Origin of the sequence: Pseudomonas sp. BN415 (assembly GCF_029871195.1) — a bacterium.
Lineage (GTDB): Bacteria > Pseudomonadota > Gammaproteobacteria > Pseudomonadales > Pseudomonadaceae > Metapseudomonas > Metapseudomonas resinovorans.
This window is the reverse complement of sequence record NZ_SSOK01000071.1, coordinates 147,724-161,602: the sequence shown is the minus strand read 5'-3', so window position 1 is coordinate 161,602 and position 13,879 is coordinate 147,724. Positions and strand designations below refer to the sequence as shown.

At 65.5% G+C, this 13,879-nt stretch carries 12 protein-coding genes; 8 read left to right on the top strand and 4 right to left on the bottom strand.

All coding sequences use genetic code 11. The features are described 5' to 3' along the window. Window positions 1–427: 427 nt before the first annotated feature. The 7 genes from E8F20_RS28045 (at window position 428) to E8F20_RS28015 (ending at window position 5,458) form a co-directional block, all read left to right on the top strand. A complete protein-coding gene (locus tag E8F20_RS28045; RefSeq protein WP_280286676.1) occupies window positions 428–982 on the top strand; it encodes an Rnf-Nqr domain containing protein in 555 nt (184 codons plus the stop codon). Continuing rightward, the gene (rsxB, locus tag E8F20_RS28040) at window positions 979–2,358 is read left to right on the top strand and encodes an electron transport complex subunit RsxB (RefSeq protein ID WP_280286675.1); all 1,380 of its coding nucleotides are present in this window, start codon (window positions 979–981) and stop codon (window positions 2,356–2,358) included. The genes E8F20_RS28045 and rsxB overlap by 4 nt, the downstream gene beginning before the upstream one ends. Next, the gene (locus E8F20_RS28035; RefSeq protein WP_280286674.1) at window positions 2,355–3,362 is read left to right on the top strand and encodes an RnfABCDGE type electron transport complex subunit D; all 1,008 of its coding nucleotides are present in this window, start codon (window positions 2,355–2,357) and stop codon (window positions 3,360–3,362) included. The genes rsxB and E8F20_RS28035 overlap by 4 nt, the downstream gene beginning before the upstream one ends. Continuing rightward, window positions 3,359–3,967, top strand: coding sequence for an RnfABCDGE type electron transport complex subunit G (locus E8F20_RS28030; RefSeq protein WP_280286673.1), 609 nt, complete (start codon window positions 3,359–3,361; stop codon window positions 3,965–3,967). Before E8F20_RS28035 ends, E8F20_RS28030 begins: the two co-directional genes overlap by 4 nt. Then, window positions 3,964–4,533, top strand: coding sequence for an Rnf-Nqr domain containing protein (locus tag E8F20_RS28025; RefSeq protein WP_280286672.1), 570 nt, complete (start codon window positions 3,964–3,966; stop codon window positions 4,531–4,533). The genes E8F20_RS28030 and E8F20_RS28025 overlap by 4 nt, the downstream gene beginning before the upstream one ends. Next, complete coding sequence (gene nth, locus E8F20_RS28020) at window positions 4,533–5,171, top strand: endonuclease III (RefSeq protein WP_028631042.1); 639 nt, start codon at window positions 4,533–4,535, stop codon at window positions 5,169–5,171. Before E8F20_RS28025 ends, nth begins: the two co-directional genes overlap by 1 nt. 107 nt (window positions 5,172–5,278) lie before the next feature. Beyond that, window positions 5,279–5,458 (top strand): hypothetical protein, encoded by a 180-nt coding sequence (locus tag E8F20_RS28015; protein ID WP_280286671.1) that lies wholly within the window; start codon window positions 5,279–5,281, stop codon window positions 5,456–5,458. Window positions 5,459–5,673: 215 nt separating this feature from the next. Here E8F20_RS28015 and E8F20_RS28010 read toward each other — a convergent pair whose 3' ends face one another. The 4 genes from E8F20_RS28010 to E8F20_RS27995 all read right to left on the bottom strand — a co-directional run bounded on the left by E8F20_RS28010 (window position 5,674) and on the right by E8F20_RS27995 (window position 11,920). Further along, window positions 5,674–6,987 (bottom strand): FAD-binding oxidoreductase, encoded by a 1,314-nt coding sequence (locus tag E8F20_RS28010; protein WP_280286670.1) that lies wholly within the window; start codon window positions 6,985–6,987, stop codon window positions 5,674–5,676. 108 nt (window positions 6,988–7,095) lie between these two features. Beyond that, complete coding sequence (locus tag E8F20_RS28005) at window positions 7,096–8,460, bottom strand: glutamine synthetase family protein (RefSeq protein ID WP_280286669.1); 1,365 nt, start codon at window positions 8,458–8,460, stop codon at window positions 7,096–7,098. 546 nt (window positions 8,461–9,006) lie between these two features. Further along, a complete protein-coding gene (locus E8F20_RS28000) occupies window positions 9,007–9,642 on the bottom strand; it encodes a response regulator transcription factor (RefSeq protein WP_280286668.1) in 636 nt (211 codons plus the stop codon). Between the two features lie 25 nt (window positions 9,643–9,667). Next, the gene (locus E8F20_RS27995; RefSeq protein ID WP_280286667.1) at window positions 9,668–11,920 is read right to left on the bottom strand and encodes a PAS domain S-box protein; all 2,253 of its coding nucleotides are present in this window, start codon (window positions 11,918–11,920) and stop codon (window positions 9,668–9,670) included. 323 nt (window positions 11,921–12,243) lie between these two features. Here E8F20_RS27995 and E8F20_RS27990 point away from each other — a divergent pair, with 323 nt between their 5' ends. Beyond that, window positions 12,244–13,866 carry an acyl-CoA synthetase gene (locus tag E8F20_RS27990; protein WP_280286666.1) on the top strand — a complete coding sequence of 541 codons (1,623 nt, stop codon included), beginning with the start codon at window positions 12,244–12,246 and terminating at the stop codon, window positions 13,864–13,866. Window positions 13,867–13,879 lie beyond the last annotated feature (13 nt).

Below are 13,879 nucleotides of genomic sequence, written 5' to 3'. Positions count from 1 at the left end.
CATGGATGGCCCCTCTCGCCGTGCCCCTGGAGCAAGGATGGAGGGAGGGTAGTTTGGCGGAGCCAAACCCGGATGCAGGGGCAAGCCCTTTGGTTCCTTTCGGCGCTTGAGAAAGGGACTCGTCCGGGGGGACGAAACCAGAAGCATCCGCAAAACTCGGCAAGCAGCCTGGCTCAGGACGTTCTAGCAACACTTAACGCAGACATAGCCTTTTTATTCAGGAGCACCGGATACGCAGGAGGTGGCGGGCGGCGCTCCGCTGGAGCGAAGCGAGCCCCATCGCTGGCATAAGCCCGCCAACCGAATCTGCATGGACCTGAGCTAGCCTTGTATCAGGACACTGGCCAACGCGGCCGCGCCCCTGTACCGCTGCGGCAGCATTCCGGATAATACGCGGCCCTTTTTCAGCCCGGCGACGCCACGCCTTATGACCGACTTCATCTTTGCCCTGCTCGGTGCAGCGCTGGTCAACAACCTCATTCTCGGCCTGCCCCTGGGTGCCGACAGTCTGCGCCAGCCGCGCAGCCGGGCACTGGCCCTCGCTGGTGGTGCGCTGATCGCCCTTGCCACGCCGCTTGCCTGGCTGCTTGACCAGCTCATGCTGGCGCCGCTGGGCCTCGATTCGTTGCGACTGTTCCTCTTCCTGCCATTGGCGGCACCGCTCGCCTGGCTTTGCCTGCGCCTGCTCGCGCGCCTGCGCCCAGCGCTCTCCCAGGAAGGCCTCTGGCCCCTGCTGCTGGCCAACGGTGCGGCGCTGGGTGCCATGCTGATCGGCAGCGCTGGCAGCTTCAGCGCGGCCCTCGGCCTGGGCATTGGCGGTGGCCTGGGCTTCTGGCTGGTGTTGACCCTGTTCGACGACCTGCTCGGGCAAGTGGATGAATCCAGGGTGCCGGTCGCCTTTCGCGGCACACCCATGCTGCTGGTCTGCGCCGGCCTGATGGGCCTGGCCTTCCTCGGTTTCAACGGCATGGGGGCGCAATGAACCAGGTCAGCCTGATCCAGCGCATCGACGCCCTGCTACCGCAAACCCAATGTGGCAAGTGCGGCCACCCCGGCTGCAAGCCCTACGCCGAAGGCATCGCCCAGGGCGAAGCGATCAACAAGTGCCCACCCGGCGGCACCGCGACCATCATCGCGCTGGCTGACCTGCTCAGCGTTCAGCCGCTGCCCCTGGAGGCCCCCAATGGCCCGGTGCCGCCGCAGATCGCCTTCATCCGAGAGGCCGAATGCATCGGCTGCACCAAATGCATCCAGGCCTGCCCGGTGGACGCCATCGTCGGTGCCGCCAAGCAGATGCACACCGTGATCACCGATGAGTGCACCGGCTGCGAGCTTTGCGTCGTGCCCTGCCCGGTCGATTGCATCGATATCCTGCCACTGGCTGAACCGGCCGCCAGCGCCCAGCGCCATCGCGCCGACCAGTTCCGTCAGCGCTTCGAGTTCCGCAATACCCGTCTGGCCCGGGAAGAAGCACGCCGCCAGGCCGAACGCGAAGCCCGAGCGGCCCGCGCCGTGCAGGCCCAGCAAAGCACCGCCGCTGCTCCAACGGACGCGGTGCAGGCCGCCATCGAACGGGTGAAGGCGCAGAAAGCCACTACCCCAAGCCTGAGCGACCAGCAGAAGCGCCTGAAGATCGAAGCAGCCATGGCCCAGGTGGCATTGAAGAAGGCCGAGTCGCAGTACGAGGTCTATGGCACCTCCGACTTGCTGGACCAGGTCACCGAGTTGCGCGCCGCCAATGACCAGGCCCAGGCTGCCCTCAAAGCCGCCATGGACGCACCGACTCCACAGGTGGACGAAGCGGCCCTCAAGCAAGCGAAGATCGCCGCGGCCATGAGTCGGGCCCAACTGAGCAAGGCCGAAAAAGCCTTCGGTGAATCCCCCACAGCGGAACAGCAAGCCCAACTGGCCGAACTGCGCGGTGCCGTGGACCAGGCCCAGCAGCGCCTGGATGGCCTCCAGGGCACCCCTACCGCGTCTGCCGCCAGCGAAGGCGAGGCCCGTCTCAAGCAGGCCAAGATCGCCCTCGCCAACCGTCGCGCCGAACTGAAAAGCGCCGAGCTGCGCGGCGCCGATGCGGCCGAACTGGCGCCGTTGCGCCAGGCCCTGGCTGACGCCGAAGCGGCCCTGCATGCCGCCGAAGACGCCTCCGGCAAGCAGCCGCCCAACCTCCAGCGCATCGACAAGCGCCCGGTGGACCCGGCCGTGCGTGCCATGAAGACCGAACTGGCCTATGCCCGCGCCGACGTCAGCAAGCTGGAGCGCCAGGTCGAAGCCGATCCGGCGGCACTGGCCCAGGCCCGCGAGCGCCTGGCTGCGGCTGAACGGGCGCTCGCCGAACAGTCGCCGTCGCCATGACCACGCGCCCGGCCTTCGACCCGCGCCCCAGCATGCAGCTGGTGCTGGTCGCCTGCCTGCCGGGCCTGCTCGCACTGTTCTGGCAATACGGCTGGGGCAGTGTGCTGCAACTGCTGGTGGCTGTTTCCGTCGCTCTGGTGTGCGAGGTCCTGGTGCGCCGCCAACTGGGGCAGGCCGTCACTGCCGACGCTTCCCTGTTCAACCTGCCGCTGCTGGGTGAAGGCAGCGCACTGGTCAGCGCTACCCTGCTGGCCCTGGCCCTGCCGCCCTACTCGCCCTGGTGGCTGACCGCCAGCGCCTGCGCCTTCGCCCTGCTGTTCGGCAAAGCGCTGTTCGGCGGCTTCGGGCAAAACCCCTTCAACCCAGCCATGCTCGGCTACGCTCTGGTACTGGTGGCCTTCCCCGCCCACCTCAACCAGTGGCCCACACCCGGTCAGCACCCCGGCCTGGGTGAGTCCCTGCAACAGGTGCTGGGCCTTGGCGGCGGGCTGGTGGATGGCTGGAGCCAGGCCACCGCCCTGGATAGCCTCAAGCACAACGATCGCCTGACCATCGATGAACTGTTCGCCAGCCACTCCGCCTTCGGCGGCTTTGGCGGGCGCGGCGCGGAGTGGGTCAACCTGGCGTTCCTGCTGGGTGGCCTGTTCCTGCTGCAACGCAAGGTCATCCGCTGGCACGCCCCCGTCGGTTTGCTGGCGGGGCTCTTCATCGCCAGCCTGCTGTGCTGGAACGGTTCCGGCTCGGACTCCAATGGCTCGCCGCTGTTCCACCTGTTCAGCGGCGCCACCATGCTCGCCGCCTTCTTCATCGCCACCGAGCCGGTCTCCGGCGCTGGCAGCGACCGCGGCCGCCTGCTGTTCGGCGTCGGTGCCGGCCTGCTGGTCTATGTGATCCGCACCTGGGGCGGCTACGCAGACGGCATGGCCTTCGCCATCCTGCTGATGAACCTGCTAGTCCCCATCCTCGACCGCTACGCTCCGCGCTGCCAGGGAGCGCAGTCATGAACGGCCGCAGCCTGGCGCTCCTGCTCCTGCTGACCGTGACGGGCCTGGTCGTGTTGATCGCTACCGACCGGCTGCTGGCCGGCCGCATCGACGCCGAGCGCCAGGCCGCCGACGAGCGCGCCCTGCTCGATCTGCTGCCCCCCGGCAGCTATGACAACCATCCCCTTGCCCACCCCATCGCCCTGCCCGCCAGTGAGTTGCTGGGCATTCCAGCCCCCGCGCAAGCCTGGCTGGCCACCCGCGAAGGGACCCCGGTCGCGGTGTTGCTACCGGCCACCGCCAAGGGCTACGAAGGACCGATCCGCCTCTTGCTGGCCATCCGCCCGGACGGCCGCCTGCTGGCCACCAAGGTACTCGGCCACCGCGAAACGCCGGGCATTGGTGACCGCATCGAGCCATCCCGCAGTGCCTGGTTGCAGGTGTTCACCGACGCCTCGCTCGCCAACCATCCGGAAGCGGAATGGCGAGTGAAGGCCGACAAGGGGCAGTTCGACCAGGTCGCCGGTGCCACCATCACCTCCCGCGCGGTGGTCAGCGCCACCCAGCACGCCTTGCAGTTCTTCGACGGCCATCGTCCGTTGCTGCTCGGAGGCAAGTTGCCATGAAAGCCAGCCACATTGGCCTGATGGGCGTTGCCCTGCTGGTGGGTGCCACCGACCTGTTGATCAAGGGTGTTGGCCTGGCACTCGCCAGCCTGCCCATGTTGCTGCTCTTCGGCCTGGCGCTACCGACGTTGCGGCGGCAGCTGGGCGGTGCCGCTTACTGGCTCGGCGCCCTCCTGCTGGCCGCCCTGCTGGCCAGCCTGGCCAACCTGTTGCTGCAAGCCGGCGCCTATGAACTGCACCGCGCCCTCGGCCCTTACGTCTACCTGTTGGTACTGCCCTGCCTGCAGCTTGCGGCAAAAGAATCCACAGGCGCCCTCGACGGCCTGCGCATCGGGCTGGCGTTCAGCCTGCTCGCCCTGTTGCTGGGCACGCTGCGGGAAATCCTGGGCCACGCCAGCCTGTTCGCCCACTTCGACTGGCTGCTGGGCCCCACCGCCCTGGGCTGGCGCCTGCAGTTCGGCGCCGATGGCATTCCCCTGTTCGCCCTCGCGCCCGGAGCCTTTATCCTGCTCGGTACGCTACTGGCACTGTCGCGCCGCCTGACCAACCGGACCGCTGATTCCTGATGAACGCCGCAAAACGCTACGAAATCTTCCGCCGCCTTCACGACGACGACCCCAACCCCACCACCGAGCTGGCCTACAGCACGCCCTTCGAGCTACTGATCGCGGTCATCCTCTCCGCCCAGGCCACCGATGTCGGCGTGAACAAGGCCACGGCCAAGCTCTACCCGGTGGCCAACACCCCGGAAGCCATCCATGCCCTGGGTGTCGAAGGCCTGTCCGAGTACATCAAGACCATTGGCCTCTACAACAGCAAGGCGAAGAACGTCATCGAAACCTGCCGCATCCTCATCGAGAAGCACGGCAGCGTCGTCCCGGACAACCGCGAAGACCTCGAAGCCCTGCCCGGCGTCGGCCGCAAGACAGCCAACGTGGTGCTCAACACGGCCTTCCGCCAGCCAACCATGGCGGTGGATACGCACATCTTCCGGGTCAGCAACCGCACCGGCATCGCCCCCGGCAAGAACGTGCTGGAGGTGGAGAAGAAACTGGTGAAATTCGTTCCAAAAGAATTCCTGCTGGACGCCCACCACTGGCTGATCCTGCACGGGCGCTATGTGTGCGTGGCCCGCAAACCCCGCTGTGGCGCGTGTCGCATCGAAGATCTGTGCGAGTACAAGGCGAAGACCTCTGACGATTGAAAACCTATTGATTCACTCAAGTATCCGATTGAAAAAATCTTTTTTACCGGCCTCTGCTTTGCGTTTATAAGGTGCGCCAATAGCGCCCCGCTTTGTGGAGTGACCTTATGAGCACAGCCAAAGACGATATCGAGCTCGAAGAAGATTTCGTTTCCGAGGATGCCGAAGACTCGGAAACCCCGGCAGAAACCGCGAAAACCAACCTGACCAAGCGCCGCATCATCGATAACTACCTCGAAGAACGACGTTTGCAGAAGCAACTATCCGATTACGACTTCGACCTGTAATCGGCTACCTCCAAAGCCCCGCCGACGCGGGGCTTTTTGTTTGTACGCACAGGCATCTTTGTAGGGGCGAATTCATTCGCCAAGGGGCGCGCAGCGGCCCCAGGTATCCGGAGTGTCAGACCTTCGGCCTGCTGGACGATTGAAATCCCCCCACAAACAGCGGACAAAAAGAAGCCGGCGCGAGGCCGGCTATATAAGGACGCACAACAAATCGATCAGCGCAGCTTTTCCAGCATCTGGTAGTACCACATGCCTACCGCCAGCATATGGTTGCCCAGGCGCTCGCTCAGCGGCACGCGGATGTGCTGGCACTGGGCGAAGGTGTCGAACTTCTCCAGGCTGCCGCTCATGGCGTTGGCCATGACCTCGCCCATGATGTGGGTGGTCGCCACGCCGTGGCCGGAGTAACCCTGGCAGTACCAGACGTTCTTCGACAGTTTGCCGAGCTGCGGGATGCGGTTGATCACGATGCCCATGGCGCAGCTCCACTTGAAGTCGATCTCCACGCCCTTGAGTTTCGGGAAGGTGCGCTCGATGCAGGGCCGCAGCTCCGCCTCGATGTCACGGGAGTCGCGCCCTGAATAGTTGGCACCGCCGCCGAACAGCAGACGGCCATCGCCGGTCATGCGGTAGTAATCGAGCACGAAGCGGCAGTCGTAGACGGCCAGGTCCTGCGGGTTGAGTTCTTTCGCCAGGTCGCCCAGGGGCTTGGTGGTGACGATGCCGCCCATGGCCGGGAAGATCATGCCCTTGAGCTTCTTGCGCTCCAGCTTGTGGTAGACGTCGCCGGCCAGCAGCACCTGCTGGGCATTGATCCGACCGCGACTGGTGATCACCGCCGGGCGATCGCCGTGGATGATGTCCTGCACCTCGGAGTGTTCGAAGATCAGCGCCCCCAGGCTGGCGGCGGCCTTGGCCTCGCCAATGCACAGGTTGAGCGGGTGCAGGTGCATGTTGCGGGTGTTCTTGATGGCGCCGACATAGAGGTCGGAATCCAGGTGCTCGCGCACGCCGGCGGCGTCCAGCAGGGTGACGTCGTCGCCCATGCCACGGCGCACCGCTTCTTCGTAGGAGGCCTTCAGTTCGGCCATGTGTGAAGGTTTCATCGCCGCGTGCAGGTGGCCGTGCTTGAGGTCGCACTGAATGCCGTACTTGGCCACGCGGTTCTTGATGATCTCGTGGCCGCGCCAGCGCAGGTACCAGATGAAGTCGTCCACATCCTTGCCGAGGAAGCCGCTCATCTGTTTACGCATGGCCGCGTCGCCCGACAGGCTGCCGGTGACCTGGCCGCCGTTGCGGCCGGTGGCGCCCCAACCGATCTTGTGGGTTTCCACCAGGGCCACCTTGTAGCCGCGCTCGGCCATCTCCACTGCGGTGGCAACCCCGGTGAAGCCACCGCCGATGATGGCGACGTCAACGTTCACCTCCCCTTCGAGTGTGGGATAGGCAGTCTCCTCGTTGAGGCTCGCGGAGTAATAGGAAGGCGCGCGCTCGGCGGCAGGCAGCGGGTGTTTGATTGCAGCGGTCATGGTAGATCCTTTGGAAAAATGTCCGGGGCCGTCAGGGCAGGCCCTTGGCCTGCTTGGCGAATGAATTCGCCTACAGGAACGGCGTCGGATCGATACGTGATATCCGGTTCAAGCCTGGTTCAGGTACCAGCGCCAGTCCTGCTCGCCGACTTCCGACATGAACTGGCGGTATTCGGCGCGTTTCACCGCCAGGTAGACGCCGAGGAAGGCGGTACCAAAGGCATCGCGGGCCCAGCTGGATTGCTCCAGGGCGCGCAGCGAGGTGAGCCAGTCAGTGGGCAGCAGGTCCTTGGCCTGGGCGTAGCCATTGCCCTCTACCGGGTTACCCGGATCGAGGTTCTCGCGAATGCCGCGGTGGATACCGGCGAGGATGGCGGCCGCCGCCAGATAGGGGTTGGCGTCGGCGCCGCAGATGCGGTGTTCGATATGCCGGCTGTTGGCCGGACCACCGGGAACGCGCAGGCTCACGGTGCGGTTATCCACACCCCAGGTCGGCGCCAGCGGTGCATAGCTGTTGGCCTGGAAGCGGCGATAGGAGTTGGCGTTGGGGCAGAACAGCAGCAACGAATCCAGCAGGCTCTTGAGCATGCCGGCCACCGACTGGCGCAATAGCGGGGTGCCGGCCGGGTCTTCGCTGGCGAACAGGTTGCGCCCTTCGGCATCGGCCAGGCTCACGTGCATGTGCATGCCGGTGCCGGCGATCTCGGAGAAAGGCTTGGCCATGAAGCAAGCCTGCATGCCGTGGGCATGGGCCACGCCCTTGACCAGGCGCTTGTAGCGCACGGCCTGATCCATGGCTTCCAGGGCATCGCCGTGCTCCAGGGTGATTTCCACCTGCCCAGGGGCGTACTCGGAGATCGCGGTGCGCGCCGGAATGCCCTGGGCCTTGCAGGCGGCGTAGAGGTCAGCCAGGAAGGGTTCGATCTGTTCCAGCTCACGCAAGCCGTATACCTGGGTACCGCGCGGGCGGTGGCCATCGGCATCCAGCGCCGGCTGCGGGCGACCGTCGGCATCGCGTTTCTGGTCCAGCAGATAGAACTCCAGTTCGCAGGCCATGACCGGGTAGAAGCCGTCGGCCTTGAGACGATCGATCACTTCCACCAGCACCTGGCGCGGATCAGCGATGGCCGCGGGCATGCCCTCCTGCGGATGCATGCAGACCTGCAGGGCGGCGGTGGGCATCTTGCGCCACGGCAGACGCACCAGGCTGCCCGCCAGCGGGTAAGCGCGGCAGTCGATGTCGCCCACCTCCCAGACCAGACCGGAATTCTCCACATCCTCGCCGTGCAGGGTCAGGCCGAGGATGGTGCTCGGCAACGGACGGCCAGTTTCGTACACCGCCAGCAGCTCGTCGCGGTGCAGCAACTTGCCGCGCGGCACGCCATTGGCGTCGAGAATGAAAAGTTCGAAGGCATCGATATCCGGGTTCTGCTCGAGGAAATCCCGGGCTTCCTGCACGCTGGCAAAATTCATGGCGCTCTCTTTAGTGCCCGTGGGCACGCACTCTGCCCTTGTCGCTTGGATCAAGGGACGACTTTCTCGTACTGGGTGAGGTTGGCCGCGACGCTGGCGGCCTTGAGTCAGGCGAGTGCGCTATCCGGTGGACGGGCGTGGCGGCAATGCCAGAGCGCCCAGAAGGCAAGGTCGAGCGGCAGGGAGATGAGGAGATTGACGGCCCACTTGCGGGAGAACAGGACCGAGGGAGCGACTCCAGGGGCACGGCGGGCGGCGCGGACCTGACCGAGGGTCAGAGCGCGGAGCGGCGATGTGTGCGGAGCCGGACAACCCATGAGGAAGCATCGTGTTATTGGAATGGGTCGCAGGCTCGCACGGCACCAAGGGTCAATAAAATTCAGGTTTTCCTATCTTTGGTTAATCAACGACTAAACATTAAGCCTGTCTGAGGGATATCCCATGCCGTAGGGTGGATGGCGCTTTAGCATCCACCAGCGGCACTCTGCGGGGCTTCGAATGGTGGACCGGTGAAGCGTGGTCCACCCTACGGCACACAAGTTCTGCCTAGCGCAGTTTCAGAGGGTCCACCAGCCCCGCCACCACCGCCATGCCCACCAGGTCCGGCAGGCGCTCGGCCTGCATGCGCTTCATCACCCGGGCTCGATAGAGGTCGACCGTCTTCACGCTGATATCCAGCTGCTCGGCAATCTCGCGATTGGTGTACCCCTGCACCAGCGGCAACAGCACATCGCGCTCGCGGGGCGTTAGGCTGCCGAGGCGCTCCTGCAACTGGCCCTGGCCGCCGCTGCCGGTGCGGCGCTGGTCGCAGCTGCCGAGGGCCTGTTGCACGCTGTCCAGCAGCAACTGTTCGTTGTAGGGCTTCTCGATGAAGTCGCGGGCGCCGGCCTTGAAGGCGCGCACGACGATGGGCACATCAGCGTGGCCGCTGACGAAGATGATCGGCAGCTCGAGGCCGCGGCTGCGCATTTCTTCCTGCACATTGAGGCCGCCCATGCCGGGCATACGCACATCCAGCAAGACACAGGCGTCCAGGCTGGCATCGCAGGCATCGAGGAAAGCCCGGCCGCTGGTGAACGGCAGCGCCTTGAGGCCTACCGACTCCAGCAACCAGACGGTGGAGTCGAGCATGCCCTGGTCGTCATCCACCACGTAGACCACCTGTTCGCCAGCGTTGGACATCAATCCCTCTCCTTTCCTGTTCTTGTTATTGCAGGGGCAGGCGGCAGCGCATCAGTAACCCGCCCTCCTCGCCTGGCATCCCGTCGAGTGAACCCCCGAACCCTTCGATGATGCTGCGACTCATCGACAACCCCAGGCCCAGACCGTCCGGCTTGCTGGTGTAAAACGGGGTGAAGATACGCGACAGCGCCTCGTCATCGAGGCCGGGCCCCTGGTCACGAACCTCGATGGCCAGGTGGCCGTTGCCCGCGTGCGCGGCCAGGCGAATCACCGAACCCTGGCCCGGATGGGCTTCGCGGTTGGCGTCGATGGCGTTGCGCAGCAGATTGAGCAGCACCTGCTCCAACAGCACGCGGTCGGCGTAGACCGGCGGCAGATTGTCCGGTAATTGCTCCTCGATCGCCACCTGGCTGGCGCTGGCTTCCCAGGCACAGAGGCGCACCGCCTCGTGGGCGACTTCCGCCAGGTCCAGCGCCTGCATCTTGCGCTGGCCCTTGCGCAGGAAGGCACGCAGCCGCTTGATCACTTCCGAGGCGTGGTTGGCGTGTTCCGTGATGCGCTCCAGGCCTTGGGCCACTCGCTCTGCCGCCTTCGGGTTGGAGCCCAGCGACTGTAGGTAGCGCTGGCTGGCGCTGGCGTAGTTGACCACCGCCGCCAGGGGCTGGTTGATCTCGTGGGCGATGCCGGAGGCCAGCTCGCCCAACGTCACCAGGCGCGCGGTGTGCGCCAGTTCGTCCTGGTGTCGGCGCTGCTGGGCCTCGCGCAGTTCGCGTTCGGTCATGTCGCGGGCGACCAGCGAGTAGTAGCGTTCGCCACCCGCGCTGGAATGGGCCAGCAACACCATGGACACCGGCACCGAGGCGCCGCCGCCCGGTGGCAGCAGCCGCGAATCGAGGCTCCACACGCCCTTGCGCTCGGCGATGCTCCAGCCCTCGCGGTGCAGACGCGCCAAGTCGTCAGCGGCAATGACCTCGGCCAGCGCCGGCATGGGCTGCTTGCCTCCCAAGCCAAGGGCACGACGTGCCGCCGGGTTGAGGTAGGTGATGTGCCCGTCCGGATCGACGAAAAGCACCGGGTCGGTATTGGCTTCCACCACCTCGGCCAAACGCCGCTTGTTCTCCTCGGCCTGCACCCGCGCAGTGATATCGCGGGATACGCTCACCACCTCCACCACGGCTCCGGTGTACGTCTCGCGGATGGCACGGCTGGCGGTTTCGAACCAAAGGTAGTGCCCCGCGCGATGGCGGATGCGGTAGGTCATGGTGTGGTAGCCGTCCTGCTCCAGTGCGTCGCGGGCGCGTTGCACCAGTTGGGCGAGTTCCTGGGGATGGAACAGGCACTGGGCGAGTTGCCCGCGCAGCTCTTCCGGCCAGTAGCCAAGCAGTGTCCAGGAGGCCGGTGAAGCATCGAGAAAGCGGCCTTCAGGTGTGTGACGGGAAATCAGGTCGGTGGTGTTCTCGGTGATCAGCCGGTACAGCCGCCGTGCTCGCGCCGCCTCACGCTCGGTGAGAATCTGCGCGGTCGCCTCACGGCAACGCGCCAGCACGCGCCGTTCCTGTGGGTCAGGGATATAGGTCCAGATCAGCATGCGCTCGCCACACTGGGCCTCCACGCCTTCGATGGCGCGTGTCTGGGCGAGGCAGGCGCGCACCAGCGAGGCGTGGTTCACCGGCAGGAAGCGCAGCACCTCGACCAGGGGCATTTCCCCGAGCATCGCCAGCAGCGCGGCATTCAACTCCAATGGCCGGGCCTCGGCGTCCACCAGCAGGCTCGGCTGCGGATCATGACCGAGCAGTGGCGACGCACGTAGCAAGCCACTGGCGCTGCCGAGCAGGGTCGTGAGCAGTTCATGGACCCAGCCCAGCCAATCCAGGCTCACCCCCTCGCGCACCTCCACCAGCAGCAGCCCCTGTTGCCCGCTTTCCAGCGCGAGGTCAAAGGCCTGGCCGTGGCTGATGGCGGCGCGACGCAAGCGCCCGGCCAGCCAACAGTCGAGCTGACGCAACTGGTCCACCCCCAGCCGACCCACTTCCGCCAGGCGTGCGGCAAGGACTTCGTCGCTGGCCTGCAGCGGGTCGCCCTGCCCCGGCGGTAGCTGCTGGCCGCTGCCTTCATGGCTGTAGATACGCGCACCGGGCAGCCAGCTCAGGTAGTAGGCCTGGCGCACCTCGGGACAACCCCGCAGCGCCCGGCACAGGGCATCGACGCGGGCGGCCAGGGAAACGCCCTCGCGCTGCAGGCGCAGCCAGGTGTGAAGTCGAACCGGAGTCTGGGTCATGGCGAGTCCAGCGGCTGGGGGTGGGCAAGGATAGCGTGGCTAACGTGGGGCCGAAATGTTCGCGGAGGTGCGCCAAATCGCTGTAGGAGCCAGCTGGCTGGCGAATTGACCGCCCCATGTGAATCAGGGCCTGACCTCTCGCCCCGGGGCATTCGCGAGCACGCTCGTTCCTACATCCTCAGAATATAGTAGTTTTACTATACGACTCTAGAACTACTTCCATATGAATCCGGTATTGGTATATAAATCACCCCAGAAATCTACCGGCCACGCCCCGATGAGCCGGTGAAGAAGAGCTAATAATCAGCCGCCGGGTATCCAGCATGTCGATCTACGATCAGGGCCTCGCCCCCGCCGCCGTCAACCACATCGCCCTCTCTCCCCTCAGCTTTATCGAGCGAACTGCCGCCGTTTATCCCCACTACCCCGCCGTCATCCACGGTTCCATCCGCCGCAACTGGGCCGAAACTTACGCGCGCTGCCGGCGCCTGGCCTCGGCCCTGGCCGGTCGTGGCATCGGTAAGGGCGACACGGTGGCGGTGATGTTGCCGAACATTCCGCAGATGCTGGAGGCGCACTTCGGCGTGCCGATGATCGGCGCGGTGCTGAATACCTTGAACGTGCGCCTCGATGCCGAAGCCATCGCCTTCATGCTGCAGCATGGCGAAGCCAGGGTGCTGATCACCGACCGTGAATTCCATGAGGTGATCCACGCTGCCATCGGCATGCTCGACCACCCGCCACTGGTGATCGACGTCGACGACCCGGAATACGGCGAAGGACAGGCGGCGAGCGACCTCGACTATGAAGCGCTGCTGGCCGAAGGCGACCCGGACTTCGCCTGGCAGTGGCCGGCGGACGAGTGGCAGGCCATTTCCCTGAACTACACCTCCGGCACCACGGGCAATCCCAAGGGCGTGGTCTATCACCATCGCGGTGCCTACCTGAACGCCCTGGGCAACCAGATGACCTGGAACATGGGTAACCACCCGGTCTACCTCTGGACCCTGCCGATGTTCCACTGCAATGGCTGGTGCTATCCCTGGACGGTCACGGCCCTGGCCGGCGTACATGTGTTCCTGCGCCGGGTGGACCCGCAGAAGATCCTCACCCTGATCCGCGAGCACCAGGTCAGCCACCTGTGCGGCGCACCCATCGTGCTCAACGCCCTGGTGAACATGCCCGAATCAGCCAAGGCCGCCATCGACCACCCGGTAAACGCGATGGTCGCAGGTGCAGCTCCGCCGGCCAAGGTGATCGGCGCAGTGGAAGAGATGGGCATCCGCGTCACCCATGTCTACGGCCTGACCGAGGTCTATGGCCCGGTTACCGTGTGCGCCTGGCATGACGAATGGGACGAACTGCCCCTGGAGGAACGCGCCCGCATCAAATCCCGCCAGGGCGTGCGCTACCCCACCCTTGAAGGGGTCATGGTGGCGGACCCGAAGACCCTGGAGCCGGTCCCCCTGGACGGCCAGACCATCGGCGAGATCTTCATGCGCGGCAACACCGTGATGAAGGGCTACCTGAAGAACCCCAGTGCCACCAGCGAAGCCTTCGAGGGCGGCTGGTTCCACACCGGCGACCTGGCCGTGTGGCACCCGGACGGCTACGTGGAAATCCGCGACCGGCTGAAGGACATCATCATCTCCGGCGGCGAGAACATCTCTACCATCGAGCTTGAGGGCGTGCTCTATCGCCACCCGGCGGTACTGGAAGCCGCCGTGGTGGCGCGCCCGGACGAGAAGTGGGGCGAAACCCCCTGCGCCTTCATCACCCTCAAGGCCGACCAGCAGGAGACCCGCGAGGCGGAGATCATCGCCTTCTGCCGCGAGCACCTGGCGGGCTTCAAGGTACCCAAGACCGTGGTCTTCACCCAGTTGCCGAAGACCTCCACCGGCAAGATCCAGAAATACGTCCTGCGCGACATGGCGAAGAACCTCTAAGAGCCGGACTGAG